This window comes from Acidovorax sp. LjRoot194 (genome assembly GCF_964253015.1).
Taxonomy (GTDB): domain Bacteria; phylum Pseudomonadota; class Gammaproteobacteria; order Burkholderiales; family Burkholderiaceae_C; genus Acidovorax.
In genome coordinates, this window is record NZ_CAXUQB020000001.1 from 3,414,052 (window position 1) to 3,439,493 (window position 25,442).

Sequence of the window (25,442 nt, forward strand, 5' to 3'; positions counted from 1 at the left end):
CGGTGCGAGACAATCGGGCGATGAATCAGCGCGCCGACAGCGAAACCCTTGCCGACATCGGCCTGGCCTGGAACCATGGTTTTGCCGCCCTGGGCCCCGACTTCTACACCGAGCTGCGCCCTACTCCGCTGCCCGCGCCCCACTGGGTGGGCACCAGCGCCGACGTGGCGCGTCTGATCGGCCTGGACCCTGCGGTGCTGCACACCGACGAGGCGCTGCAGGCGTTCACCGGCAATGCGCTGCTGGCGGGCTCGCGCCCTCTTGCCAGCGTCTATAGCGGCCACCAGTTCGGCGTCTGGGCCGGGCAATTGGGCGATGGCCGCGCCATCTTGCTGGGCGAGACGGCCAGCGGCCACGAGGTGCAGCTCAAGGGCGCCGGCCGTACGCCCTATTCGCGGGGGGGCGACGGCCGCGCCGTGCTGCGATCCAGCATCCGCGAATTTCTGTGCAGCGAGGCCATGCACGGCCTGGGCGTGCCGACTTCGCGCGCGCTGTGCATCACCGGATCGCCCGGCCCCGTGCGGCGCGAAGAGGTCGAGACCGCCGCGGTGGTCACCCGCGTGGCACCCAGCTTCGTGCGCTTTGGCCACTTCGAGCACTTTGCAGCCAACGGGCTCGAGCCCCAGCTGCAGACGCTGGCCGACTACGTCATCGACCGCTACTACCCCGCATGCCGCGGCACTGCCGAATTCGGTGGCAACGCCTATGCAGCACTGCTGCAGGCCGTGAGCGAGCGCACCGCGCGCCTGATGGCGCAGTGGCAGGCCGTGGGGTTTTGCCATGGCGTGATGAACACCGACAACATGAGCATCCTGGGCCTGACCATCGACTACGGGCCGTTTCAGTTTCTGGACGCGTTCGTGCCGGGCCATGTGTGCAACCACAGCGACACGCAAGGCCGCTACGCCTACAACCGCCAGCCCAACGTGGCGTACTGGAACATGTTCTGCCTGGCCCAGGCCCTGCTGCCGCTCATCGGCGACGAAGAGCTGGCCAAGCAGGCGCTGGAGTCGTACAAGACGGTGTTCCCCGAAGAGTTCATGGCCCGCATGCGGGCCAAGCTGGGCTTGCCCACGGCACGCGAGCAGGACGGCGCACTCATCGACGGCATCCTGCAGCTGCTCGCCAAAAACGGCGTGGATTACCCCATCTTCTGGCGCAGGCTCTCGCACGCGGTGGGCAGCAGCGATTTCGAGCCCGTGCGCGACCTGTTTGCGGACCGCGAGGCGTTCGACGCATGGTTGCTATCATATTCAGAGCTACTTGCGCTGGATGATCAAGCGGTAGCGGCCGATTCGATGCTCAAAACCAACCCCAAATTCGTGCTGCGCAACCATTTGGGCGAACAAGCCATCCGCGCAGCGAAACTTGGCGACTTCAGCGAAGTCCAAACCCTTCAGCGGCTGCTGGAGCGCCCCTTCGACGAGCACCCCGGGCACGACGCCTACGCAGCCTTTCCGCCCGACTGGGCGTCTTCCATCGAGATCAGCTGTTCATCATGACCCACCCCGTGCAAAAAACCGACGCCGAATGGCAAGCCGTACTGCGTGACAAGGGCGCCGAGCCCGTGGCCTTCCAGGTCACCCGCCATGCCGCCACCGAACGCCCGTACACCGGCAAGTACGAGGCCCACTGGGCCGACGGCAGCTACCACTGCATCTGCTGTGGCGCCAAGTTGTTCGATTCGGTGACCAAGTTCGACGCGGGCTGCGGCTGGCCCAGCTTCTCCGAAGCCATCCCGGGCGCGATCACCGACATCGTCGACCGCAGCCACGGCATGGTGCGCACCGAGACGGTGTGTGCACAATGCGGGGCCCACCTGGGCCACGTGTTCGAAGACGGCCCTGCACCGACCGGCCTGCGCTACTGCATGAACTCGGCCTCGCTGGACTTCGAAACCGACAAAGGCTGACCGCCGAGACCCTCCGCTGATTCCATGAAAATTCTGATCGACTTCTTCCCCATCCTGCTGTTCTTCGGGGCCTACAAGTTCTACGGCATCTATGTGGGCACCGCCGTCCTGATGGCCGCCACCGTCGTGCAGATGGGCCTGATCTACGCGATGGAGCGCCGGCTGCAGACCATGCACAAGGTGACGCTGGTGCTGATCCTGCTGTTCGGCACGCTCACGCTGGTGCTGCAGGACGACCGCTTCATCAAATGGAAGCCCACGGTGCTGTACGGCGCCATGGCCATCGCCCTGGCCGTGGCCGTGTGGATCTTGAAGAAGAACTTCCTCAAGATGCTGCTGGGCGCCCAGCTGGCGTTGCCCGACGCGGTGTGGGCCCGCCTGAATGTGGCGTGGATCATCTACTGCGCGTTCATGTCGGCGGTCAACGCTTATGTGGTGCTCAACTTCAGTACCGAAGCGTGGGTCGACTTCAAGCTGTGGGGCTATGCCTTTCCGCTGGTCTTTCTGGTGTGCCAAGGCTTCTATATTGCCCCGCACCTCAAGAACGACGAGCCCGTGGCGTGAGGGGTGCCGACATGACCACGTCCATCTCCATAGCGCAGCAGATGCACCAGACCCTGGCCCAGCGGCTCACGCCCACCGCCCTGGAGGTGCTGGACGAAAGCGCCGCCCACGCCGGGCATTCCGGGGCCAATGGCACCGGCTTCGGCACGCATTTTCGGGTGCGCATTTCGTCACCTTTGTTTACAGGCAAGGCCCGGGTTGCCAAGCACCGCCTTGTGTATGATGCGCTGCAAGAATTTATTGACCGAGGCGTCCACGCCCTTGCCATTGAAGTTCTCTGAACCGGCCCAAGTTATTAAGACGCCGGATTTCAGCTGGCACAAAAACAACCTTTCAATTTTTGGATTCCGCATGAAGAAACAGCTCCTGTCCGGCCTCGTGGCCGCTGCCGTGCTGGGCACCATGGCCCTGCCAGCTTCCGCCCAGAACGTGGCCATCGTCAACGGCAAGGCCGTGCCGAAAGAGCGCGTTGAAGCCCTCAAGCAGCAAGTGGAACGCTCCGGTCGCCCCGTGACGCCAGACATCGAAGGCCAGATCAAGGAAGAAGTCATCACCCGCGAAATCTTCATGCAGGAAGCGCAAAAGCGCGGCCTGGAAGGCTCCGCCGACTACAAGTCGCAAATGGAACTGGCACGCCAGACCATCCTGATCCGCGAACTGTTCGCCGACTACCAAAAGAACAACCCCGTGACCGACGCCGAGATCCAGGCCGAGTACGACAAGTTCGCGGCAGCCAACAGCGGCAAGGAATACAAGGCCAGCCACATCCTGGTGGAGAAGGAATCGGACGCCAAGGCGATCATCGCCTCCATCAAGAAGGGCGCCAAGTTCGAAGACATCGCCAAGAAGCAATCCAAGGACCCAGGCTCCGGTGCCAAGGGTGGTGATCTGGACTGGGCCAACCCATCGAGCTACGTGGGCGAGTTCAGCGAAGCCCTGGTCAAGCTCCAAAAGGGCAAGATGACCGACACCCCCGTGAAGAGCCAGTTCGGCTACCACATCATCCGCCTGGACGACGTGCGCCAGGCCGAGTTGCCCAAGCTGGAAGAAGTGAAGCCCCAGGTGGCCCAGCAACTGCAACAGCAAAAGCTGGCCAAGTTCCAGGAAGACCTGCGCACCAAGGCCAAGGTCGAGTAATCGACAAGCGCTTCTGGGCACACCAGACGCAGGCGGCTCGGCCTACCGAGCCCGCCACCAACAATGCGGCCCAGGCCGCGTTTTTTTATGGGTGGTTGGACCAGTGCTTACCTTGAGGGAAAAGACTTCATCAGGCTGCGCCACGCCCGGCCTGCAGCCAGAGATCATGCGGGGAATCTCGATATGCAGGAATCCCGCGTTTGTGCTGTTCCAAGTCGATCCAGGCGACTCCAACGCGCCAAGCCTTCCCACAAGCCCCTGTCCCGCGACTTCTGCGCCAGGCCTCACGGCACGAGCAGGAATGTGGCGTCAGGCCGCTAGGCTCTCCACCAGGCTACCGCCATCAGCACGCCGATCATCACTGGCTGGTGCACCATGTAGTAGCTCAGACTCCACCGCCCCAGCCAGGCCAAGGGCCGCAAAGCCGTCGGTAGCCGCCACTGCAACCAGGCGCTGCGCCGGGCCAGCAGCCATTGGCCGGTAGCAAGCCCCCACCACATCACGCCCAGCCAGGGCAGCACGGGCACATAGTCCTCGGTGAATGGCTTGCGCCCCACCAGCCCTAGCCAGTTGAGCCAGCGGCTGTTGAACCAGGGCGCTGCGTCGGCCCAGGCGCCGGTGAGCAGATGATGGGCCAGCGGCGGCAGCGCCAGGGCCAGCAACCCCGCCAGCCACAGCCAGCGACCCCAGCCCGCTGTGAGCCGCGCCATCAGCAGCATGACGGCCATGCCGTGCAGCACACCGAAGTAGATGAAGCTCTGCGGAAACATCACCACCGAGCCCACGGTGACCAACAAGGCACAGCCCGCGATCTGCGCCCATCGCCGCCCAAAGCGCGCCCACCCCTGCCCCTGCTGCAATGCGATGGCCTGCCCCAGGCCTGCGCAAAAGAGAAAGAGGCTCACGATGACCGTGCGCTGCGAGGTCCAGAACGGGTCCACGCGGAAGTTCTGCGGCCAGAAGCCCAGATGGCTCAGGTCGAAGCAGAAGTGGAACACCGTCATCCACACCATTGCCAGGCCGCGCAGCGCATCCACCGTGTCGTAACGGGCGGGCCGCGGCGCAAAGACAAAGGGAGACGGAGACGAAGGCACAGGAAGTGGGGTCATCGTGTTCGAGGTGGGTCAGCACAACGCCATCAAGGGCCCTGTAGCAGCCCTGAAGGCACAAGACAGTATGCGGTGGTGCGAATGGTGCCTTGGTGCGGCGGTGCACTTGATATTCTGCCGTGCTGCACACGCACTCCTTTCGAGCCGAATCGAGCTTGTCACCCGGCTGCAGAAAAGTGGGTCCACAAAGCAAAAAGGCCTTGCAGCATGTGCTGCAAGGCCTTCAAACATTGGTCGGAGCGGCGGGATTCGAACTCGCGACCCTCTGCTCCCAAAGCAGATGCGCTACCAGGCTGCGCTACGCTCCGACAGCTCGTATTCTATAACGGAATTTCAGCTGTTTTGGGTTCGTTGCGGTTTTTTTGAAATTTTCAACACACCGCACGCGAACACCAGGTTATCGATTGCCGCCAGGGCCCGGGCCGCGGCCTGCCAGGTGGCGGAAAGTGATGCGGCCCTTGCTCAGGTCATAGGGCGACATTTCCAGCGACACCTTGTCACCCGCCAGAATGCGGATGTGGTGCTTGCGCATCTTGCCGCCGGTATAGGCGATCAGTTGATGGCCGTTTTCCAGCGTGACGCGAAAGCGCGAGTCGGGCAGGACTTCCGTGACGGAGCCTTGCATTTCAATGAGTTCTTCTTTGGCCATGTTCTATCTCTTCAAACAAATATTCTGTGATCGGCGCCTGACTACTTGTGCATCCACCATGGCAGCTACGGCGTGACCGGTTGTACTCGGCACACGGTGCATTGCGGGCGGTGGGAGTCGCTGCACCCAGGGCGCAGATCAGGCAGAAAGCCGGGGGAGACGGCGTCAGTGGACAGGCAAAGCGCTGTGCAAAGCCTGTCAATTGTACCGCGGAACCCTGTTTTTGCCTATGGCGCGGCGGTGGGGGCTGCAGCACCCGGCACAGGCGCCTTAGCGAGCGCGGCAGCGGGCTGCACACCGCTGTCCGACGGGCCGCCCTGCCCCTCTGAGCCGTCGCGCCCCTGCACCACGATGGCCAGCGTCCGCACCAGGTCCGTCTGCGTAATCACACCCACCAGGCGCTCGTCGGCGTCGACGATCGGAATGTGATGATGCCCGCCGTGTGAAAACAGCGGCACCAGATCCATGGCGTGCTGGTCCGTGCGGGCCACCTGCACAGGGTGCGACATGATCTCGCCCACTGTGCCGGGCTGGTCGCCGCGCCCCATCACCAGCGCGCGCAGGCGCCGGCCCAGGCCCTCATGGATGTCCAGGTTGGCCAGCCGCATGAAGTCCGCCACGGTGACGATGCCGGTCACGAGTTGCTGGCCGTCCACGACGGGTAGTGCCTTGATCTGCCGGGCGCGCATCAACGCCCAGGCGTCCTTGAGCGATACGCCCGCCTCCACTGCAAAGGGAGGCCTCGACATGATGTCCGCGCAGCGAACCTCGCCCAGCGTGCGCTGGAACGCAGCCCGCCCGGCCAGGTACAGCAGCCCTTCCAGGTCCGCGCGGCTCACGTCCAGCACCTGGTTGTAGTGCGCCAGCGCCGCATCCACGTCACCTGCGGTAAAGGCACCAGGCGCCACGCTGGCGCGCACGGGCGTGCGCTGGGGGTGCGGATAGCTGCGACCGGTCAGGCTGTTGTAGACCACGCCCGCCACCAGCAGCACGACCACGTTGAACAGGATCGGGAACATGGCCAGATGAACCCCGTCACCCGCCGTCAGCACCACATACAGCGCCATGGCGCCGCCCGGCGGGTGCAGGCAGCGCAGCGGCACCATGAGAGCGATGGCAACGCCGATTGCCAGCGCCCCCGCCAGCGCCGGGTCGGGCACCAGAAGCGAACACACCCCGCCGACCACGGCCGACAGCGTGCTGCCGCCCAGCACCGGCCAGGGCTGCGCCAGCGGGCTCGACGGCATGCCGAACACCAGAATGGCGCTGGCACCCAGCGACGCGATCATCCAGGGCCCGTGCGCGATGCCCATGCCCTGCGCCCACCACCGGCTCAGCAACGCCGTGATGAAAACACCCATCACCGCACCCGCGATAAAACGCATCCGCTCACGCCCGTCGATGCCCAGCGGCGCCGGCCAGAAGTTGCGCAGCCAGCGCCGGATGCGGGCGCTGGAGGTGACGGCTGGGGACGAGGGCTTGGCGGCGGTAGAAGAAGTGGATGACGACGTGGGACGGGGCTCGGAAGAAGACATGGAACAGCCTGAGAGGACACCAGCTGAGATAAACACCAGCGCCATCTCTTCGCAACACAGGACGACAGACAGTGGACACTGCGGGCCGCGCAGCCCTGCAGCAGCCATGAAAAAACGGAACCGCATTGTGCTCCGCTGCGCAGCACAGCGCATGCACAGCGGCTCCGCCAACGCGAACGATAGCGCGCCATGTCACTACCGCCCGCCCAACCACCCACCGGCGAACGATCTGCGCCACCGGTACGGGTAAGCCATAGTTTTCTGCGGGGAGGCCTTGGGTTAAATTGCTTTAAGCCTAAACAAAGGAGACCCACCCCATGACCACCCGCCGACTCGTCATCAGCCGCAGCGCCGCCCTCGTGGGCGCTGCATCCACCGGCCTGCTGCTGCCCTCCATCGTCCGGGCGCAAAGCGGCAAGGTGCGGGTCGGCTTCATGCTGCCGTACACCGGCACCTTCGCGCAGTTGGGTGGGGCCATCGAGAACGGTGTTCGCCTGGCCATCGACCAGCAAGGCGGCAAGCTCGGCGGCCGCGAGATCGAATGGTTCAAGGTGGACGACGAGTCCGAGCCCAGCAAGGGCGTGGAAAACGCCAGCAAGCTGGTGCAGCGCGACAAGGTGGATGTGCTGATCGGCACGGTGCACTCGGGTGTGCAGATGGGCATCCAGAAGGTGGCGCGCGACACTGGTGTGCTCAACCTGATTCCCAACGCGGGCGTGCATGCCGCCACCCGGGCGCTGTGCGCACCCAATGTGTTCCGCACCTCGTTCAGCAACTCGCAGCCCACGCTGGCGCTGGGCAATGCCATGGTCGAGAAGGGCCACAAGAAGGCCGTGTGGATCACCTGGAAGTACGCAGCCGGTGACGAAGCCTTCGAGGGCTTCAAGCAAAGCTACACCGCCGCTGGCGGCACCATCGTGAAGGAACTGGGCCTGCCCTTCCCCAACGTCGAATTCCAGGCGCTGCTGACCGAGATCGCCGCGCTCAAGCCTGACGCGGTGGCCTGCTTCTTCGCAGGCGGTGGCGCGGCCAAGTTCATCAAGGACTACGCGGCCGCAGGCCTCAAGGACAAGATCCCGCTGTATGGCTCGGGCTTCCTCACCGAAGGTGTGCTCGATGCGGCGGGCCCCGCGGCGGACGGCATCATCACCACCATGCACTACAGCGACTCGCTCGACACGCCGCGCAACAAGCAGTTCCGCCTGGAATACGCGAAGGCCTTCCGCAGCCAGCCCGACGTGTACGCCGTGCAGGGCTACGACACCGGCCTGCTGCTGGTACAGGGCGCCAACGCCGTGAAGGGTGACCTGTCTGCCAAGCCGGCCGTCATCAAGGCGATGGAAAGCGCCACCATCGACAGCCCGCGCGGCAAGTGGACGATGAGCAAGTCGCACAACCCCGTGCAGGACATCTACCTGCGCCGCGTGGAGAACAAGGAAAACAAGGTGATCGGCGTGGCCGCCAAGGCGCTGGCCGACAGCGGCGCCGGTTGCCGCATGGGCTGAGGTGGGCGGACACGCTGCCCGACGCAGCGGCCCCGCCCTTGTTCTTCGGCACGCTGCGTGCACGACGGCACTGCCTGCGCGCGGGCGTGGCCCATGCGCGCAGGCGCTGAGCCAGGGCGTCTACCTGCCTTGCGCGGGACACACCGCACCATGACACACTCACCCGTGGATGACTCCACCGCGCAGGCCCGCAAGCCGCCCGCCGCACTGCACCCGCCGCCACCCTCACCACGCCCATGGACTTCGCGACCTTTCTGATTCAACTGCTCAACAGCGTGCAGTACGGCCTGCTGCTGTTCATGCTGGCCGCCGGCCTCACGCTGATCTTCGGGATCATGGGCGTGGTCAACCTGGCGCATGGCAGCTTCTACATGCTGGGGGCCTACCTGGGGTATTCGCTGTCGGGCTACTTCGGCAGCCTCACGCTGGCCATCCTGGGCGGGGCGGTGCTGGCCGTGGTGTTCGGCCTGGCGCTGGAGTGGCTGCTGTTCCGGCACTTCTACCACCGCGACCACCTCGACCAGGTGCTGCTGACCTTTGGCCTCATCTACATCTTCGAGGAGCTGCGCTCCATCCTGTGGGGCGACGACGTGCACGGCGTGGCCATCCCGAAGATGCTGGAGTGGTCCATACCGCTCACGGACACGCTGTCCTACCCGGTGTACCGGCTGTTCATCTCCGGGGTCTGCATCGTGCTGGCACTGGGCCTGTACCTGCTGATCTCCAAAACCCGGCTGGGCATGAAGATCCGCGCAGGGGCATTCAACCGCGACATGGCGGAGTCGCTGGGGGTGAACATCAAGCTCATCCATGCCGTCGTGTTCGCGATCGGCGTGGGCCTGGCCGCCGTTGCGGGCATGGTGGCAGCGCCCATCTCCAGCGTCTACCCCAACATGGGTTCGTCGGTGCTGATCATGTGCTTTGTGGTGGTGGTGATCGGCGGCATCGGGTCGGTGCGCGGCGCGCTGATCGCGGCGCTGCTGGTGGGCCTGGTGGATACGTTCGGCAAGGTCCTGCTGCCTTCGGTGGCCGGGATGCTCGTCTACATGCTGATGGCAGCCGTGCTGCTGTGGAAACCTGAAGGCCTGTTCAAACAATGAGCACCCCCCGCACCAACATCGAGGTGCTGCCCCGCAGCGCGCAGCTCGTCCTGGCCATGGGCCTGGTGGCGCTGCTGGCGTTTCCGTTCGTCGGCAGCGACTTTTATGTGCAGATGGTCACGCGCATGATGATCATGGCCATCTTTGCGATGAGCCTGGACCTGCTGCAGGGCGTGACCGGGCTGGTGTCGCTCGGCCATGCGGCGTATTTCGGCGTGGCCGGGTATGCGCTGGCCTTCCTCACGCCCGCCGATGCCCCGGTGAGCCTGTGGTGGACCCTGCCGCTCGCCGTGGCGGGCGCAGGTCTTGTCGCGCTGATCATCGGCTTCTTCGTGGTTCGCACCCACGGCATCTACTTCATCATGGTCACCATGGCGTTCGCGCAGATGGTGTTCTACCTGTTCTTCGACAACAAGGTGCTCGGCGGCTCGGACGGGCTGTACATCAACTTCCGGCCCGACGCATCCATTTTCGGCTGGCTGCCGTTCGACCTGGAAGGCCGCAAGACCTTCTACTACTTCACGCTCGCGCTGGTGGTCATCGTCTACGTGCTGCTGCGCCGCCTGCTGTGGAGCCCGCTGGGCCGCGCGCTGGCGGGCGTGCGCATCAACGAGCACCGCATGCGCGCCATGGGCTTCGGCACGCGGGGCTACAAGCTCACCGCGTTCACCGTGGCTGGCGCGCTGGCCGGGCTGGCGGGCTACCTGTGGGGTGCCCAGACGGGCTATGTGAACCCCGAGCTCATGGGCTTTCACATGAGTGCGCACGCGATCATGATGGTCATCCTGGGCGGCATGGGCAACTTTGCCGGGGCCATCGTGGGCGCGTTTGCTTTCGAGATCCTGCTGCATGTGTTCAAGGACATCACCAAGCACTGGCAGTTGCTGATGGGCAGCTTCATCGTGCTGGTGGTGCTGGCCGCGCCGCGCGGGCTGCTGGGCATGCTGAATTGGCGCCGGGCTAAGGCACAAACCGATGCACCGGAGGGCACGCACCATGGCCGATGACGTGTTGCTGTCTGCCCGCAACCTGACCAAGCGCTTCGGTGGCCTGGCTGCCGTCCACGGCGTGTCGGTGGACCTGTGGCGGGGCCGCATCCACGCGGTCATCGGCCCCAACGGCGCGGGCAAGTCCACGCTAACCAACCTGCTCTCGGGCGACTTGCCGCCCACGTCGGGCCAGGTGCAGCTGGGCACCACCGACGTGACGGGCTGGGCGCCCGAGCGCATCTCGCGCCAGGGCCTGGGGCGCAGCTACCAGAAGACCAACATCTTCATGCCGCTGACGGTGCACGAGAACGTGCGCCTGGCCGCACAGTCGCGCGACCCGCAGCAGCCCTGGAACCCGCTGCGCTGGTGGCAGGACACGCGCCACGCCGCTATCAATAACAGAGCGCTTCACGCCCGCCTGGAAAGCGCTATGGAGCTGTCGGGCCTGAAAGACCGGCGCACGGCCATCGCAGGCACCATGAGCCACGGCGAGCAGCGCCAGCTGGAGATCGCGATGACCCTGGCCACCGAGCCCCAGGTGCTGCTGCTCGACGAACCGCTGGCCGGCATGGGCGTGGCCGAGGCCGAGCGCATGGTCGGCCTGCTGCAGCGCCTCAAACCCGCGCACGCCATCATGCTGGTGGAGCACGACATGGACGCCGTATTCGCGCTGGCCGACCGGCTTACCGTGATGGTCAACGGCGAAGTCATCGCCCACGGCACACCCGCCGAGGTGCGCGCCGACGCCGGCGTGCAAGCCGCCTACCTGGGCGAGGACCACTGATGTTGAAACAACACCCCCCTGAGTCGCTTCGCGCCCTCCCCCCGCTCTCGCATTGCTGCGCAATGCGGGCAGGGGGACGCAGCCAGCGCGGCGGGGCGGCCCTTGCGCGGCTGCCCGCGCATGGGCCGCGCCAGTTTGGCGGGCTGCGGGTAGTGCGCCGCGCAATGGGATCAATGAGATGAGCAACATCCCCTGGATCGATGCCCGCGGCATCCACACCTTCTACGGCCCCAGCCACATCCTGCACGGGGTGGACTTTTGTGTGGGCCGCAGCGAGACCATCGGCCTCATGGGCCGCAACGGCATGGGCAAGAGCACGCTGCTCAAGTCGCTGATGGGCCTGGTCCCGCCGCGCTCGGGCAGCGTCACCGTCGCCGGGCGCGACATGACCGGCCGGCCACCCTACGAAGTGGCGCGCCTGGGGATCGCCTACGTGCCCGAAGGCCGCGGCATCTTCGGCAACCTGAGCGTGGTGGAGAACCTTCAGATGGCCGCCCGCGCCGGCACGCGCGGCCAGCGCGACTGGACCTACGACCGCGTGCTGGAGACTTTTCCGCGCCTCAAGGAACGTCTAGGACACGGCGGCCAGCAGCTGAGTGGCGGCGAGCAGCAGATGCTCACCATTGGCCGCGCGCTCATGACCAACCCCGACGTGCTCATCCTCGACGAGGCCACCGAAGGCCTGGCCCCGCTCATCGCACGCGAGATCTGGCGCATCTGCAGCCTCATCAAGGACAGCGGTATCAGCAGCGTGATCGTGGACAAGAACTGGAAACACGTCACGCAGATCACCGACCGCAACGTCATCCTGGTCAAGGGCCAAGTGGTGTTCGAGGGCAGCTCCGACGCGCTGCAGGCGCAGCCTGCGCTGCTGGAGCAGTACCTGGGCGTGTAATCGTTGAGCGGAGTCCGGGCGTGTAGCATCCGGCGCTTCGGCCTGCGGCCCCACGCCAAAGGCGCACACACTCCATCGCCCAACCGTCTGCGCTGCCTGCGCTGCCTCATGAGCACCACCATCTTCTTTGCCATCGCTCTTGCCGCCCTGGTTCTGGTCAATGCCGCCGCCACGCGGCGCGTGCTGCGGTCCGACGAGTTTTCTCACAGCAAGGCGCTGCTCGTGATGGGCGTGTGGATCGTGCCGTTCATGGGCGCATTCCTGGCCTTTCACCACCTGCCCGCACCCGCGCAAGCTGCGGCGCGCCGGCAGGCGGCAGCAACGCCAACCACAGCGGCACACGCCACCGTGGCGCCCACCAGCATCGAGCTCGCGGGCAGCGCGCCGTTTGACGTGCTGGCCCACCTGCACACCGTGCCTGGCGGCTTCGTGCAACTGGACTGGCAGGCCGTGGACGAATGGGCCACCGGGCCGGGGGCCGCCGAGCCTGTGGTGACCGAGGCGATCAACCAGGTCCGCCGCGCATGGCTCCTGCACTTGCGCGACGCGCTGGGCGGCCGGGTGCAGCCCCATCCTCACCTGCACGAGAGCGAGGACGTCTACATCCTGTCCGCCCTGGAGCCTGCCGTGGCGCGCGCCACCGCGCAGTTCGTGAGCAAGACGCGCCAGCGCATCCTCAAGGTGCTCGACGGCGTGGCCCACTTTCATGAGGGCGAGAAAAGCGTCGTGCTGGTGCTGGACAGTGAAGACACCTACTACGAGTACGTGGCCCAGTTCTACCCCGATGCTGGTGAGTTCGCGTTCAGCGGCGGCATGTTCATCCACCACGGCTGCCCGCACTTCGTGGTGGTGCAGGCCGACCTGGCGGCCATCGAGCCCGTCATCGCCCATGAGCTCACCCACAGCGCCCTCTCGTATCTGCACCTGCCCACCTGGCTGGACGAAGGCCTGGCCGTGAACACCGAGCAACGCCTGGCCGGCGCCGCACGCGGGCAGCAAACGCCCCAGGCCATGCACCAGCGGCACCAGCGCTTCTGGACCGCCGAGCGCGTGCAGGAGTTCTGGACGGGCGACTCCTTTCACCGCACGGACGACGGCAACCAGCTCTCCTACGACCTGGCCCGCATCGCCGTGGCGCAGATGGCAGCCGGCGATTGGGCCGCGTTCACCCAGTTTGTGACGACCGCGAGCCGCAGCGATGCCGGGGCGGCAGCGGCGCGTGATGCGCTGGGCTTGGACCTGGGCGAGTACATCGGCACACTGGTACAGGCCGATGAACCCGCCCGCTGGGCGCCCCGCCCCGACGCCTGGCATGCCGCCCAACCCGCGACGGCAGTCGCATCCCTCTCCCACCAACCGGCCCCCGTAGAATGGCCCGCTCTCTCCCATCAAGGAAGTCCATCCCGTGTCTGACCGCCTCGCCGTTCTTCCGCAGTACCTCATCCCCAAGCAAGTATTGACGGCCCTGGCCGGCAAGTTTGCATCGGCGCAGCTCGGGGGCCTGACCACCTCGGTGATCCGCCGCTTCGTGGCGCGCTACAACGTGAACATGGCCGAGGCCGCGAACCCCGACATCACGAGCTATGCGTCGTTCAACGACTTCTTCACGCGGGCATTGAAAGACGGCGCGCGCCCGCTGGCCGATGCCGACCTGATCTGCCCAGTTGATGGCGCCATCAGCCAGTTCGGGCCCATCGCCAAGGACCAGATCTTTCAGGCCAAGGGGCACTCGTACTCCACCACCACGCTGGTGGGCGGCGACGCAGCCCTGGGTGCGCGCTTCGAGAACGGCCACTTCGCCACGCTGTACCTCAGCCCGCGCGACTACCACCGCATCCACATGCCCTGCGCGGGCATGCTCACGCGCATGATCCACGTGCCGGGCGATCTGTTCTCGGTCAACCCCACCACCGCGCGCGGCGTGCCGGGGCTGTTTGCGCGCAACGAGCGCGTGGTGTGCGTGTTCGAGTCGGACCGCGGCCCGTTCGTGCTGGTGCTGGTAGGCGCCACCATCGTCGGCAGCATGGCCACGGTGTGGCACGGCCAGGTGAACCCACCGCGGCCCGGGAAGCTGCGCCAGTGGGACTACGCGGCCGGCCAGGTACAGCTGAAAAAGGGTGAGGAGATGGGCCGCTTTTTGCTGGGCTCCACCGTGGTGATGCTGTTCCCGCAGGGGCCGCTGCAGTTCAACCCGCAGTGGGCACCTGTGCGGCCGATTCAGCTGGGCGAAGCAATGGCGCAGCGGGCCGCGGCCTGACCTGTAGTGCCGCCACCGTGTCCGCATGGACACGGTACGGCGCACCCATCAATCCGGAACGCGGTTCAACTGGAATGCGCTGGGCTCCAGGCTCAGGGTGTCCGGATGCACGGGGGATTCGTGCCCCACCAGGTGCACAAGCAGCCCGCCGCGGCGCACCACCACATGGCTCACCGTCTCGCGGGTGTGGCCCACGTGGACGATTGCGCCGGGTTTGAACAGGGGCATGTAGTAGTAAGCCGCAGTCTCCATCAGGATGCGGCTCCTTCCGCAATGGTGGCCAGGTGGCGCACCCGGCGGCTCGCAGAGAGCCGCTCAGCCCATACTAGCACCGATAACCGCTCAGAAGCACAGGCAGCCTGTAACACCGCCCTGCCGCAAGGTAAAGCTGGCCGCGACTGCAACCAGTGCTCAGCGCGGGGCTTGACGCAGCGCAAAGGCCAGAGCCGCCTGCAGCATGCGCTGCAGATGCGGCTGCACGCCGGCCGCCACGTCGGGCAGGTAGTCGAACGGCAGCGCTTCCTGCATGTAGCTGCACTGCGTCATCTCCAGTTGCACTGCGTGGATGTTGCGCTCGGGCTGGCCATAGTGCCGCGTGATGTGGCCGCCCTTGAAGCGGCCGTTGAGCACACCGGTGTAGCCCGTGGCGGCCTTGGCGATGTCCAGCAACTCGGCGGCCAGCGCCGGGTCACAGCTGGCGCCCTCGGCGGTGCCCAGGTTCAGGTCGGGCAGCTTGCCGTCGAAGAACCGCGGCAGCACCGAGCGGATGGAGTGGGCGTCCCACAGCACCGCCACGCCGTGTTGCGCGCGGATGCGGTCGAGCTCGGCGCGCAGCTGCGCGTGGTACGGCGCCCAGACCGCATCGCGGCGCGCTGCCACTTCGGCGTCATCGGGCACGTCGCCATGCGCGTAGATGGGCGTGTCGTCGAAAGTGTCCACCGGGCACAGGCCCGTGACGCTCTGGCCGGGGTACAGGCTCGCGCCGTCCGGCGGACGGTTCAGGTCCACCACGTAGCGCGAGTGCGTGGCCACCAGGATGGACGCGCCCATTTCTTTAGCGAAGGCGTACAGGCGCTCCATGTGCCAGTCGGTGTCGGGCACCTGGCGGGCTTCGTCGGTAAAACGCGCGGCCAGTTCCGGCGGGACGTAGGTGCCTGCGTGGGGCATGGAGACCAGCAAGGGCTGGGTGCCTTGGTGGAGCAGGAAGGGTGGCGGTGGTGTGGTGGTGGTCATGGTGTGGAGTGCGGTGGTTGCGGTGAGGTCGATAAGTGTTGTGGCAAGCACCCTGGCTTCGACAAGCTCAGCCCGAACGGTGGGGGAGAGATGCCGAACGTGACTACCCTGGCTTCGACAGGCTCAGCACGAACGGCCTGAAATCATCGACAGTGCATCCCATATCAGGCGTCCGTTGCAATGGTGGCGGACCGGGCCGCCACAAACGCGTGAGCCGCGGCTTCATGCAGCGCATGGCGGCCTTGCGCGACGCGCTGCACGCCCGCCACCCACAGGCTGTCGATGGCCGAGGTGCGATGGCTGCCGAACACATGTGCCGAGAGCATGCTGTGCGCGGGCAGGTCGCGCAGCGCCACGTGCTGCGCGTCCAGCACCACCAGATCGGCCTGCTGGCCCGCCGCCAGTCCTGCAACGGCGCGGCCCGCGGCCTGCGCACCGCCGGCCACGGCCTGCAGGGTCATGGCCGTGGCCACCTCGGCCTGGGTGCTGCTGGCCAGCACGTTGCGCTGGCGGCGCGACAGGCGCTGGCCGTACTCCAGCATCAGCAGCTCTTCGGCCGCGTTCACGCAGGCATGGCTGTCCGATCCGACGCCCCAGCGGCCGCCGTGTTTCAGCCACAGTGGCATGTCGAAGATTCCGTCGCCCAAGTTGGCTTCGGTGGTGGGGCAGATGCCCGCCACGGCGCCGGTGCGCGCGGCGGCGGCGTATTCGTCCGGCGTCATGTGGGTGGCGTGCACCAGGCACCAGCGTGCGTCCACCGTGGCGTGGTCGAGCAGCCACTGCACCGGGCGCTGGCCGCTCCAGGCGATGCAGTCGTCCACCTCCTGCGTCTGCTCGGCGATGTGGATGTGGATGGGCGCGTGCGGGTTCAGGGCGGTGAGGCCCTGCACGGCGGCGCGCAGGCTGTCGGGAGGCACGGCGCGCAGCGAGTGCGGCGCCAGGCCCAAAGCGGCCCCTTGCGCTTGCGCAGCGGGCGCCAGGCGCTCCAACAATGAGAGCATGCTGTCGGTACTGCGGATGAACCGGGCCTGGTCAGCCCGCGGCGGCTTGCCACCGAAGCCGCTGGTCTGGTACATCACCGGCAGCAGCGTGATGCCAATGCCCGCGTGGCGCGCGGCGCGCAGCAGGGCCAGCGACATTTCGGCATCGGTGGCGTACGGCGTGCCGTCCTGGTTGTGGTGCACGTAGTGAAACTCGCACACCGAGGTGTAGCCGGCCTCCAGCATCTCCACGTACAGCCAGGTGGCGATGGCCTCCAGCGACTCGGGCGTGATGCGTGCGGCAAAGCGGTACATCAGGTTGCGCCAGCTCCAGAAGCTGTCCTGGCTCTCGCCGCGGTACTCCGTCAGGCCGGCGAACGCGCGCTGGAACGCGTGCGAATGCAGGTTGGGCATGCCCGGTATCACCGGGCCCGCGGCCACCGGCGTGCCTGCGGGCGCCGCAGCATCGGCGGCGATGTGGGTGAAGCGCCCTGCCCCATCCCACTGCAACAGCACGTTGCGCGCCCAGCCGGTGGGCAGCAGCGCGTCGGCGGCGAAAAGGCTGCGCGGTGTATCAGGCGCCATGGGGTGCCTCCTGGTGCGTGTGGATGCCGAGCCCGTCGGCCGCCACGCGCCCCTGCCGCACGATGGTGCAGGCAGGCTTGTGGCCGTACCAGTAGGCCAGCTCGGCAGCGTCACCCAGCGGCCACAGCACGAAGTGGGCGGGCCGGCCGGCGGCGATAAGGCCGTGCGTGTCCTGCAGGCCCAGCGCGCGGGCGGCGTGCGTGGTGATGCCGGCCAAAGCCTCGGGCACCGTCAGGCGAAACAGCGTGCACGCCATGTTGGCCATGAGCAGCAGGCTGAGCGCGGGGGATGTGCCGGGGTTGTGGTCGGTGGACACGGCCATGGGCACACCGGCTTCGCGCAGCTGCGCGATGGGCGGCAGGTGCGTGTCGCGCAGCGTGTAGTAGGCGCCGGGCAGCAGCACGGCCACGGTGCCAGCGGCCTTCATGGCGGCGATGCCGCCTTGCGACAGGTGCTCGATGTGGTCGCACGACAGCGCACCGTAGCGCGCGGCCAGGGCCGCGCCACCCATGTCGGAGAGTTGCTCGGCATGCAGCTTGACAGGAATGCCGAGCTGTTGCGCAGCCTGAAACACCTGCTCCGTTTCGGCCAGCGTGAAGGCAATGCGTTCGCAGAACACGTCCACCGCATCGACCAGGCCTTCGGCCGCGAGCGCGGGCAGCATCTCGGTGCAGACCAGGTCGGTGTAGTCCTGGCTGCGGCCGGCGTATTCGGGCGGCAGCGCGTGCGCGCCGAGGAAGGTGGTGCGCACCGTGACGCCGAAGGCTGTGCCCAGGCGGCGGGCCACGCGCAGTTGCTTGCGCTCGTGCTCCAGCGCCAGGCCGTAGCCCGACTTGATCTCGATGGCGCAGACGCCTTCGTCGAGCAGGGCTTGCAGGCGGGGAGCTGCGAGGGCAAAGAGTTCGTCCTCGGACGCCTCGCGCGTGGCCTTGACGGACGACACGATGCCGCCGCCGGCCTGGGCCACTTCTTCGTACGTGGCGCCCGCCAGCCGCATGGCGAATTCGTTGGCCCGCTGGCCGCCATAGACGAGGTGGGTGTGGCAATCCACCAGGCCGGGCGTGGCCAGGGCGCCGCGGGCATCGTGGCGGGGGAGGTCTGCGTAGGTGGCGGGCAGCGCGGTAGCGGGGCCGACCCAGCGCACTGTGGCGTCTTGCACTACCACGCAGGCTGGCTCGCCCGCTGGCAGCGGTTCGTCGAACACGGTGAGTTCGGGCACGGGGCGCAAGTGGTGCCAGATGCCGTCGGCGCTGGGGGGTGGAAGCTGGGTCATGGTTACTATGTTTTTGATAGCTGGCAGCGCTTGACCATCAAGCGGTAGAGGCTCATTGGTCTCAATTTTTGACCGATGAAGAGCGTTCAGGCTGGCTTTGCGGATGCCTTGCCGTTTGCAGAGAGGGATCGCCCCTGCCACCGTGTTCGAGTGCTATCCAGGCCAGTACCGGCTCTGCACCCTCACCGTCACGCACAGGCTCGACGCACGCGCCCTGCCCGGCCGTCCACCAAAAGCCCTGCCCCGCCTGCAGCACGCGCGGACCTTGCCAGCGGCCCTGCAGCACCATGCACAACCCAGCCGTTGCAGGTGGTGGTGGCGCTTCACGCAGCACCCGCAAAGAGCCGCCCCACACGCCACGGCGCAGCATCAGGTTGAAGTCCTTGGACGTGCCCCCCAGCATGGTGCCGTCCACCGCGTCATCGCCAGAAAATGCGAACGGCTGCCAGCGCTGGTCCAGCGACTGCTCCCATCCGGGGCTGCGCAGGTGCAGCCCGTCCCCGCCCAGCAGCATGATCTGGCGGTCGATGCCCGGGAAGACCGAAAACGGCCCGGGCTTGTCGACCGTGGCCAGGCTCACGCGCCACTCGAAGCTGTTCATGTCCGCGCCGGGCGGCCAGCAGGCCAGCTCTTGCGTGCTGCCGCCGCCGTTCTTCCACGGGGTGCTGGGGGTCGTTGCGAGGTCAAAGAAGTTCATGTGCAGATTGTGTGGTGGTTGACGATGGGCCCTGGCTTCGACTGGCTCAGCCCGAACGGACGGGGGCCTGCACGGCCCCCGCACATTCCCTCACTTCACCATCGGCAGCTTCAGCCCCTGCTTCCTGGCCGTCTCCACCGCCAGTTCATACCCCGCATCGGCATGGCGCATCACGCCGCTGCCGCAGTCGTTGACCAGCACGCGCGCCAGGCGCTCGGCCGCGGCGTCCGTGCCGTCGGCCACGATGACCATGCCCGAGTGCTGCGAGTAGCCCATGCCCACGCCGCCGCCGTGGTGCAGGCTGACCCAGGTGGCGCCGCCCGAGGTGTTGAGCAGCGCGTTGAGCAGCGGCCAGTCGCTCACGGCATCGGTGCCGTCCTTCATGGCCTCGGTCTCGCGGTTGGGGCTGGCTACGCTGCCCGTGTCCAGATGATCGCGGCCGATGACGATGGGGGCCTTCAGCTCACCGCTCTTGACCATCTCGTTAAAGGCCAGGCCCGCGATGTGGCGCTCGCCCAGGCCCAGCCAGCAGATGCGCGCGGGCAGGCCCTGGAAGGCGATGCGCTCGCCCGCCATGTCGAGCCAGCGGTGCACGTGCTTGTTCTCGGGGAACAGCTCCTTGATCTTGGCGTCGGTCTTGCGGATGTCCTCGGGGTCGCCCGACAGCGCCACCCAGCGGAACGGGCCCTTGCCTTCGCAGAACAGGGGGCGGATGTAGGCAGGTACGAAGCCGGGGAAGTCGAACGCGTTGGCCACGCCTTCGTCGAAAGCCACCTGGCGGATGTTGTTGCCGTAGTCCACCGTGGGGATGCCCATGGATTGGAAGTCGAGCATGGCCTGCACGTGCACCGCGCACGAGCGGGCTGCGGCCTGCTTCAGGGCTTCGTGCTGGGTCACGTCCTGCTGCGCGGCGCGCCACTGCTCCACCGTCCAGCCCGCGGGCAGGTAGCCGTTGACGAGGTCGTGGGCCGAGGTCTGGTCGGTGACCAGGTCGGGCTTCAAGCCGCCGGCCTGGGCACGTTTGACCAGCTCGGGCAGCACGTCGGCCGCGTTGCCCAGCAGTGCGATGGAGATGGCCTCCTTGGCCGCCGTGTGCTGCTGGATGAGCTCGAGCGCATGGTCGATGTCGCGCGCCTGCTTGTCCACGTAGCGCGTGCGCAGGCGAAAGTCGATGCTGCTTTGCTGGCACTCGATGTTGAGCGACACCGCGCCTGCGAACGTGGCCGCCAGCGGCTGCGCGCCGCCCATGCCGCCCAGGCCCGCGGTCAAAATCCACTTGCCTTCGAGCGAGCCGCCGTAGTGCTTGCGGCCGGCCTCGGCAAAAGTCTCGTAGGTGCCCTGCACGATGCCTTGCGTGCCGATGTAGATCCAGCTGCCGGCCGTCATCTGGCCGTACATGAACAGGCCCTTCTGGTCCAGCTCGCTGAAGTGCTCCCAGTTGGCCCACTTGGGCACCAGGTTGGAGTTGGCCAACAGCACGCGGGGCGCGTTGGCGTGGGTCTTGAACACGCCCACAGGCTTGCCGGACTGGATGAGCAGGGTTTCGTCGTCGTTCAGGTCCTTGAGCGAGGCGAGGATCTGGTCATAGCACTCCCAGTTGCGTGCGGCGCGGCCGATGCCGCCGTACACCACCAGATCCTGCGGGCGCTCGGCCACTTCGGAGTCCAGGTTGTTCTGGATCATGCGGTAGGCCGCTTCGGTGAGCCAGCTCTTGCAGGTGAGCTGGTTGCCGCGCGGTGCGCGGATCACGCGGCTGGCGTCGTGACGGGGGTCGGTGCTGGAGGAAGCTGCGGCAGCAATGATGGCGTCGTTGGCGTTCATGGTGGGCTCCTGGGTGAATGGGGATGGCGGTGAACGGTGGATGGGGTTTGCAGGGGGTCGGGGAGGTGCTTGGCGCGTGTCACCCACCCCGTTCGCCCTGAGCTTGTCGAAGGGCTCGCACAGGCAGGGCCCTGGCTTCGACAGGCTCAGCCCGAACGGTTGGGAGAGTGGATACGCGCATGAGGCTCAAGCAAAGCTGGGCAGGCACTGCGTCAGCGCTGCGGGCCAAGCGGACTGCTGGGCCCAGTCGCGCATCGCCTCGATGTCCGTGGCGAGGTAGCGGTCCTGCTCCAGGTAGGCCACGCGCTGGCGGATGGCGGCGAACTGGTCTTCCACCAGAGGCGATGACTTCAAGGCACGGTCGAACTCCATGCCCTGGGCAGCGGCCATGGCCTCGATGCCCACCATCACCGCCGCATTGCGCACCATGTCGCCCAGGCGCCGCGCGCCGTAGGTGGCCATGGAGACATGGTCTTCCTGGTTGGCCGAGGTGGGCAGGCTGGTCACGCTGCTGGGGTTGGCCAGGCACTGGTTCTCGGCCGCCAGCGCGGCGGCGGTGACCTGCGCGATCATGAAGCCCGAGTTCACGCCGCTGTCCTGGATCAGGAAGGCCGGCAGGCCCGAGAGGCCTGGGTCGAGCAGCAGCGACAGGCGGCGCTCGGAGATGGCGCCGATCTCGGCCACGGCCAGCGCGATGATGTCCGCCACGAAGGCCACCGGCTCGGCGTGGAAGTTGCCGCCGGAGATCACGTCCCCATTGTCGAAGACGAGCGGGTTGTCGGATGCTGCATTTGCCTCGATGGTCAGCACGCGCGCGGCGTGGTGCAGGTTGTCCAGGCACGCGCCCATCACCTGGGGCACGCAACGGATGGAGTACGGGTCCTGCACGCGGCCGCAGTTCGGGTGCGAGGTGTCGATGGCGCTGCCGTCCAGCAAGGCGCGCACGGCGGCCGCCACGGCGATCTGCCCGGCCTGGCCGCGCGCTTCGTGGATGCGTGCGTCAAACGGCTTGACCGAGCCCTTGATGGCTTCGAGCGACAGGCAGCCCGCCACCAGCGCGGCCGCGAAGACGCTTTCTGCGCCGAACAGACCGGCCAACGCGAGCGAGGTGGACACCTGCGTGCCGTTGAGCAGCGCCAGCCCTTCCTTGGGGCCCAGCACGAACGGCGCCAGGCCGATGGAGCGCATGGCCTCGGCCCCGGACACCACCGCGCCGTTGACCTTGGCCTGGCCTTCGCCGATCAGCACGCAGGCCAGGTGCGCCAGTGGCGCCAGGTCGCCCGACGCACCCACCGAGCCCTTGGCCGGGATCACGGGCAGCACGTTGGCATTGGCCATGGCCAGCAGCGCATCCACGATCTCGGGCCGGATGCCGGAGTGCCCGCGCGCCAGGCTGATGGCCTTGGTCGCCAGGATGACGCGCACCACATCGTCTGCCAGCGCATCGCCCGTGCCCACGCTGTGCGACAGCACCAGGTTGCGCTGCAGTTCGGCCAGGCGCTCGTGGGCGATCTTGGTGCTGGCGAGCTTGCCGAAGCCGGTGTTGATGCCATAGACCACCTGGTCTTCGTCCACGATGCGCTGCACCGTGGCCAGCGATGCCTGCATGAGTGCGCGTGCGGACGGGTCGAGCGACAGCTGCACGGGCGCAGCGTAGATGCTGCGCAGCGCGGCCAGGGATACGTGGCCAGGGTGCAGGGTGATGGAGGCCGAAGCGGTTGTTTTTGTCATTGGGGTCATCCTGTATATACAAGTAGGTACAAGCGAAAAATCAGTCAGTCAGTCAACGCTGGTCGGTCACTCAGCCCGTTCGCCCTGAGCTTGTCGAAGGGTTGCGGTGTTCGCGCCCTGGCTTCGACAGGCTCAGCCCGAACGGGTTGGGGGTGAGTCGGCTGGGGAGGAACATCGGCATCTCGTTCACCCTGCGACAGGATTGCCGTCAGCCCGAAAGCGGCTGCCCAGGCGGTAGCGGGTGGCGGGGTGCAGGCAGCGCACCACGGTGATCGGCACACCACGCGACCAGGTGCGGCGGGTGAGCAGCAGGCAGGGCTCCTGCGGCGACATCTCGAGCAGCGTGGCCTGCTCGGCAGTGGGCATGACGGCGTCGACCACGTGCTCGATCTGGTCGAACGGCACGTTGCGCACCAGGTATTCGGAGGGCTGCAGCAGCGTGAAGTCCTGCGCGGCGAACTGGGGCACCTGGCGCGGGTTCACGTGGCGGTCTTCCAGTTGCACGGGCACGCCGTCTTCGCGGTGGATGCACAGCGAATGGAACACCGACTCGCCCGTGCGCAGGTCCAGCGCGGCGGCCACCTCCAGTGTGGCCGAGATGCGCTCCACCGCCAGCACGTCGCAGCGGTAGTCATGCCCGCGTTGGCGGATCTCGCCGGCCAGGTTGGCGATCTGCAGCAGCGTGGACTGGGGCTTGTCTTCGGCCACGAAGCTGCCCACACCGGCCACGCGCACGATGCGGCCCTGCTCCACCAGTTCGCGCAGCGCGCGGTTCACCGTCATGCGCGAGATGCCGAACTGGGTCACCAGCTCGTTCTCGGACGGCAGGCGGTCGCCCGCGCGCCAGATGCCTTCCTGGATCTTGCGCGAGATGTGGTCCTTGACCTGCTCGTACAGCGCCATGGCCTGCGCGGGTGCGCCCACGGCCACGACCGCCTTGGCTGAGGCGGCACGGGGCCCGCTTCGCGGAGCATCTGCGGGACGGCGGGAAGGACGGGCGCTCATAAAGCCTTAATGCAGGTCCGCCGCCATGGACTCGGCGCGGATCTCTTCCGTCAGGCGCGCCTTGAGGTCCATGAACTCGGGGCTGGTCTTGATCGTGTAGTGGCGCGGGTGCGGCAGGTCCACTGACAGCTCGGTCTTGATGCGGCCGGGCCGGGCGCTGAACACGGCCACGCGGTTGGCCATGAAGATGGCCTCGTCGATGTCGTGGGTGACGAACAGCACGGTCTTGCGCTCGGCCTCCCAGATGCCCAGCAGCAGCTCTTGCATGAGCACGCGGGTCTGGTTGTCGAGCGCGCCGAAGGGCTCGTCCATCAACAGGATTTTGGGGTCGTTGGCCAGCGCGCGCGCAATGGCGGTGCGCTGCTGCATGCCGCCCGACAGCTGCTTGGGAAAGTGCTGCTCGAAGCCGCGCAGCCCCACCTTGGCGATGAAGTACGCGGCGCGCTCTTTCTGCTGCGATTCGGGCATGCCGCGCTCGCGCAGGCCGAAGCGGATGTTCTGCTCGATGGTGAGCCAGGGGAACAGCGTGTAGCTCTGAAACACCATGCCGCGCTCGGGCCCGGGGCCTTCGACCGGTGCGCCATCGAGCAGCACGCGGCCGCTGGTGGCGTGGTCCAGCCCCGCCACGATGCGCAGCAGCGTGGACTTGCCGCAGCCCGACGGGCCGAGGATGGTGACGAAATCGTTGTCCTTGACCTCGAAGTCGACCGGCTGCAGCGCCTGTGTGCGCTGGCCCTTGGCGGTCTCGAAGACGCGCGAAACGGCTTGTATGGAAACGCGGCTCATCGCACAAAACTCCAGGCAAACAGACGGTGGTTGAGCGCCTTGAAGGCGAAGTCGGACACCAGCCCGATGAGGCCGATGATGATGATGCCGAAGATGATCTGGCCGGTGTTGAGCAGCGACTGGCTGTCGGTGATCATGTGGCCGATGCCGCTCGACGACCCGATCAGCTCGGCCACGATGACGTAGGTCCAGGCCCAGCCCAGCACCAGGCGCAGGGTCTCGGCGATCTCGGGCGCGGCGCCGGGGATGAGCACGCGGGTGACGATGCCCTTGTGGCCCGCACCCAGCGTGTACGCAGCCTCCACCAGGTCGCGCCGCGCGCCACCCACGGTGACGGCGACCATGAGCGTGATCTGAAAGACCGAGCCGATGAAGATGACGAGGATCTTCTGCGTCTCGCCAATGCCGGCCCACAGGATGAGCAGCGGAATGAAGGCCGACGCGGGCAGGTAGCGGCAGAACGAGACGAAGGGCTCGAAGAACGCCTCGATGCCCTTGTATGCGCCCATCGCGATACCCAGCGGCACGGCGATGACGGCGGCCAGGATGAAGCCGCCGAACACGCGCCACACCGTCATGCCGATGTCCTTGTGAAAGCCGTACTCGCTGAACAACAGCCAGCCTTCCTTGGCCATGGTGACAGGGCTGGCCAGGAAGGTGGGCGACACGAAGCCGCCCAGCGTGAAGAACGCCCACACCAGCACGAACAACACAAAAAAACCGAAGCCCAGCAGCCAGCGGGCGCGGGCACTCACAGGCTCCAGCGGAGCGAGCGAACGCCGGCGCACAGGGGCTTGGGGCTCGGTGGCGGACAGGGGTTGCACAGCAGACATGGCGCAGTTTTTCTAGGGTGTGGAGTGGCCAAGACAACTCAGCGAAGCGGCTCTGGCTAGGC

General features: G+C 66.8%; 25 protein-coding genes and 1 tRNA gene. 12 read left to right on the forward strand and 14 right to left on the reverse strand.

Annotated features, from left to right (window positions below; translation table 11 throughout):
* Positions 1–20: 20 nt before the first annotated feature.
* From ACSQ3N_RS15320 to ACSQ3N_RS15340, 5 genes are all read left to right on the forward strand, one after another.
* A complete protein-coding gene (locus ACSQ3N_RS15320; RefSeq protein WP_056165400.1) occupies positions 21–1,502 on the forward strand; it encodes a protein adenylyltransferase SelO in 1,482 nt (493 codons plus the stop codon).
* Entirely contained in the window at positions 1,499–1,912 is a 414-nt protein-coding gene (msrB, locus tag ACSQ3N_RS15325; protein ID WP_056165398.1) for a peptide-methionine (R)-S-oxide reductase MsrB, read from the forward strand. Before ACSQ3N_RS15320 ends, msrB begins: the two co-directional genes overlap by 4 nt.
* A 24-nt stretch (positions 1,913–1,936) precedes the next feature.
* Entirely contained in the window at positions 1,937–2,476 is a 540-nt protein-coding gene (locus ACSQ3N_RS15330) for a septation protein A (protein ID WP_056165396.1), read from the forward strand.
* A gap of 11 nt (positions 2,477–2,487) precedes the next feature.
* Positions 2,488–2,757: a BolA family protein gene (locus ACSQ3N_RS15335; protein ID WP_056166423.1), complete on the forward strand. Its 270-nt coding sequence runs from the start codon at positions 2,488–2,490 to the stop codon at positions 2,755–2,757.
* 70 nt (positions 2,758–2,827) lie between these two features.
* Entirely contained in the window at positions 2,828–3,613 is a 786-nt protein-coding gene (locus ACSQ3N_RS15340) for a peptidylprolyl isomerase (RefSeq protein WP_056165394.1), read from the forward strand.
* Positions 3,614–3,930: 317 nt separating this feature from the next.
* On the opposite strand, the gene ACSQ3N_RS15345 is transcribed toward ACSQ3N_RS15340, so the two are convergent.
* From ACSQ3N_RS15345 to ACSQ3N_RS15360, 4 genes are all read right to left on the reverse strand, one after another.
* Complete coding sequence (locus ACSQ3N_RS15345) at positions 3,931–4,722, reverse strand: heparan-alpha-glucosaminide N-acetyltransferase (RefSeq protein ID WP_436146712.1); 792 nt, start codon at positions 4,720–4,722, stop codon at positions 3,931–3,933.
* A 231-nt stretch (positions 4,723–4,953) separates the two neighbouring features.
* A tRNA-Pro gene (locus ACSQ3N_RS15350) sits at positions 4,954–5,030 on the reverse strand.
* A gap of 89 nt (positions 5,031–5,119) precedes the next feature.
* Positions 5,120–5,371 carry a translation initiation factor IF-1 gene (infA, locus tag ACSQ3N_RS15355; RefSeq protein ID WP_056165388.1) on the reverse strand — a complete coding sequence of 84 codons (252 nt, stop codon included), beginning with the start codon at positions 5,369–5,371 and terminating at the stop codon, positions 5,120–5,122.
* A gap of 227 nt (positions 5,372–5,598) precedes the next feature.
* Positions 5,599–6,906, reverse strand: coding sequence for an HPP family protein (locus ACSQ3N_RS15360; protein ID WP_436146713.1), 1,308 nt, complete (start codon positions 6,904–6,906; stop codon positions 5,599–5,601).
* Between the two features lie 317 nt (positions 6,907–7,223).
* Between ACSQ3N_RS15360 and ACSQ3N_RS15365 the strand changes: the two genes are divergently transcribed.
* The 7 genes from ACSQ3N_RS15365 (at position 7,224) to asd (ending at position 14,436) form a co-directional block, all read left to right on the forward strand.
* A complete protein-coding gene (locus tag ACSQ3N_RS15365; RefSeq protein WP_436146714.1) occupies positions 7,224–8,411 on the forward strand; it encodes an ABC transporter substrate-binding protein in 1,188 nt (395 codons plus the stop codon).
* A 236-nt stretch (positions 8,412–8,647) separates the two neighbouring features.
* Entirely contained in the window at positions 8,648–9,511 is an 864-nt protein-coding gene (locus ACSQ3N_RS15370) for a branched-chain amino acid ABC transporter permease (protein WP_056165383.1), read from the forward strand.
* The gene (locus ACSQ3N_RS15375; RefSeq protein WP_056165382.1) at positions 9,508–10,518 is read left to right on the forward strand and encodes a branched-chain amino acid ABC transporter permease; all 1,011 of its coding nucleotides are present in this window, start codon (positions 9,508–9,510) and stop codon (positions 10,516–10,518) included. The genes ACSQ3N_RS15370 and ACSQ3N_RS15375 overlap by 4 nt, the downstream gene beginning before the upstream one ends.
* Entirely contained in the window at positions 10,508–11,284 is a 777-nt protein-coding gene (locus ACSQ3N_RS15380) for an ABC transporter ATP-binding protein (RefSeq protein WP_056165380.1), read from the forward strand. Before ACSQ3N_RS15375 ends, ACSQ3N_RS15380 begins: the two co-directional genes overlap by 11 nt.
* Positions 11,285–11,462: 178 nt before the next feature.
* Complete coding sequence (locus ACSQ3N_RS15385) at positions 11,463–12,179, forward strand: ABC transporter ATP-binding protein (RefSeq protein ID WP_056165379.1); 717 nt, start codon at positions 11,463–11,465, stop codon at positions 12,177–12,179.
* A 108-nt stretch (positions 12,180–12,287) separates the two neighbouring features.
* Positions 12,288–13,592, forward strand: a complete 1,305-nt coding sequence (locus tag ACSQ3N_RS15390) for a hypothetical protein (RefSeq protein ID WP_436146715.1) — start codon at positions 12,288–12,290, stop codon at positions 13,590–13,592.
* Positions 13,585–14,436 (forward strand): archaetidylserine decarboxylase, encoded by an 852-nt coding sequence (asd, locus tag ACSQ3N_RS15395; protein ID WP_436146716.1) that lies wholly within the window; start codon positions 13,585–13,587, stop codon positions 14,434–14,436. Before ACSQ3N_RS15390 ends, asd begins: the two co-directional genes overlap by 8 nt.
* Positions 14,437–14,484: 48 nt before the next feature.
* Here asd and ACSQ3N_RS15400 read toward each other — a convergent pair whose 3' ends face one another.
* From ACSQ3N_RS15400 to ACSQ3N_RS15445, 10 genes are all read right to left on the reverse strand, one after another.
* Positions 14,485–14,688, reverse strand: a complete 204-nt coding sequence (locus tag ACSQ3N_RS15400) for a hypothetical protein (RefSeq protein WP_436146717.1) — start codon at positions 14,686–14,688, stop codon at positions 14,485–14,487.
* A gap of 159 nt (positions 14,689–14,847) precedes the next feature.
* Positions 14,848–15,669 (reverse strand): N-formylglutamate deformylase, encoded by an 822-nt coding sequence (hutG, locus tag ACSQ3N_RS15405; protein WP_436146718.1) that lies wholly within the window; start codon positions 15,667–15,669, stop codon positions 14,848–14,850.
* A 164-nt stretch (positions 15,670–15,833) separates the two neighbouring features.
* A complete protein-coding gene (locus ACSQ3N_RS15410) occupies positions 15,834–17,234 on the reverse strand; it encodes a formimidoylglutamate deiminase (RefSeq protein ID WP_436146719.1) in 1,401 nt (466 codons plus the stop codon).
* Positions 17,224–18,507 (reverse strand): imidazolonepropionase, encoded by a 1,284-nt coding sequence (gene hutI / locus ACSQ3N_RS15415; RefSeq protein WP_436146720.1) that lies wholly within the window; start codon positions 18,505–18,507, stop codon positions 17,224–17,226. The genes ACSQ3N_RS15410 and hutI overlap by 11 nt, the downstream gene beginning before the upstream one ends.
* 61 nt (positions 18,508–18,568) lie before the next feature.
* A complete protein-coding gene (locus ACSQ3N_RS15420) occupies positions 18,569–19,204 on the reverse strand; it encodes a HutD/Ves family protein (protein WP_436146721.1) in 636 nt (211 codons plus the stop codon).
* A 90-nt stretch (positions 19,205–19,294) separates the two neighbouring features.
* Positions 19,295–21,025 carry a urocanate hydratase gene (gene hutU / locus ACSQ3N_RS15425; protein WP_436146722.1) on the reverse strand — a complete coding sequence of 577 codons (1,731 nt, stop codon included), beginning with the start codon at positions 21,023–21,025 and terminating at the stop codon, positions 19,295–19,297.
* Between the two features lie 186 nt (positions 21,026–21,211).
* Entirely contained in the window at positions 21,212–22,756 is a 1,545-nt protein-coding gene (gene hutH, locus ACSQ3N_RS15430) for a histidine ammonia-lyase (protein ID WP_436146723.1), read from the reverse strand.
* A 186-nt stretch (positions 22,757–22,942) separates the two neighbouring features.
* The gene (gene hutC / locus ACSQ3N_RS15435; RefSeq protein ID WP_056165362.1) at positions 22,943–23,761 is read right to left on the reverse strand and encodes a histidine utilization repressor; all 819 of its coding nucleotides are present in this window, start codon (positions 23,759–23,761) and stop codon (positions 22,943–22,945) included.
* Between the two features lie 6 nt (positions 23,762–23,767).
* Positions 23,768–24,547, reverse strand: coding sequence for an ABC transporter ATP-binding protein (locus ACSQ3N_RS15440; protein ID WP_056165360.1), 780 nt, complete (start codon positions 24,545–24,547; stop codon positions 23,768–23,770).
* Positions 24,544–25,380 carry an ABC transporter permease gene (locus ACSQ3N_RS15445; protein WP_056165358.1) on the reverse strand — a complete coding sequence of 279 codons (837 nt, stop codon included), beginning with the start codon at positions 25,378–25,380 and terminating at the stop codon, positions 24,544–24,546. Before ACSQ3N_RS15445 ends, ACSQ3N_RS15440 begins: the two co-directional genes overlap by 4 nt.
* Positions 25,381–25,442 lie beyond the last annotated feature (62 nt).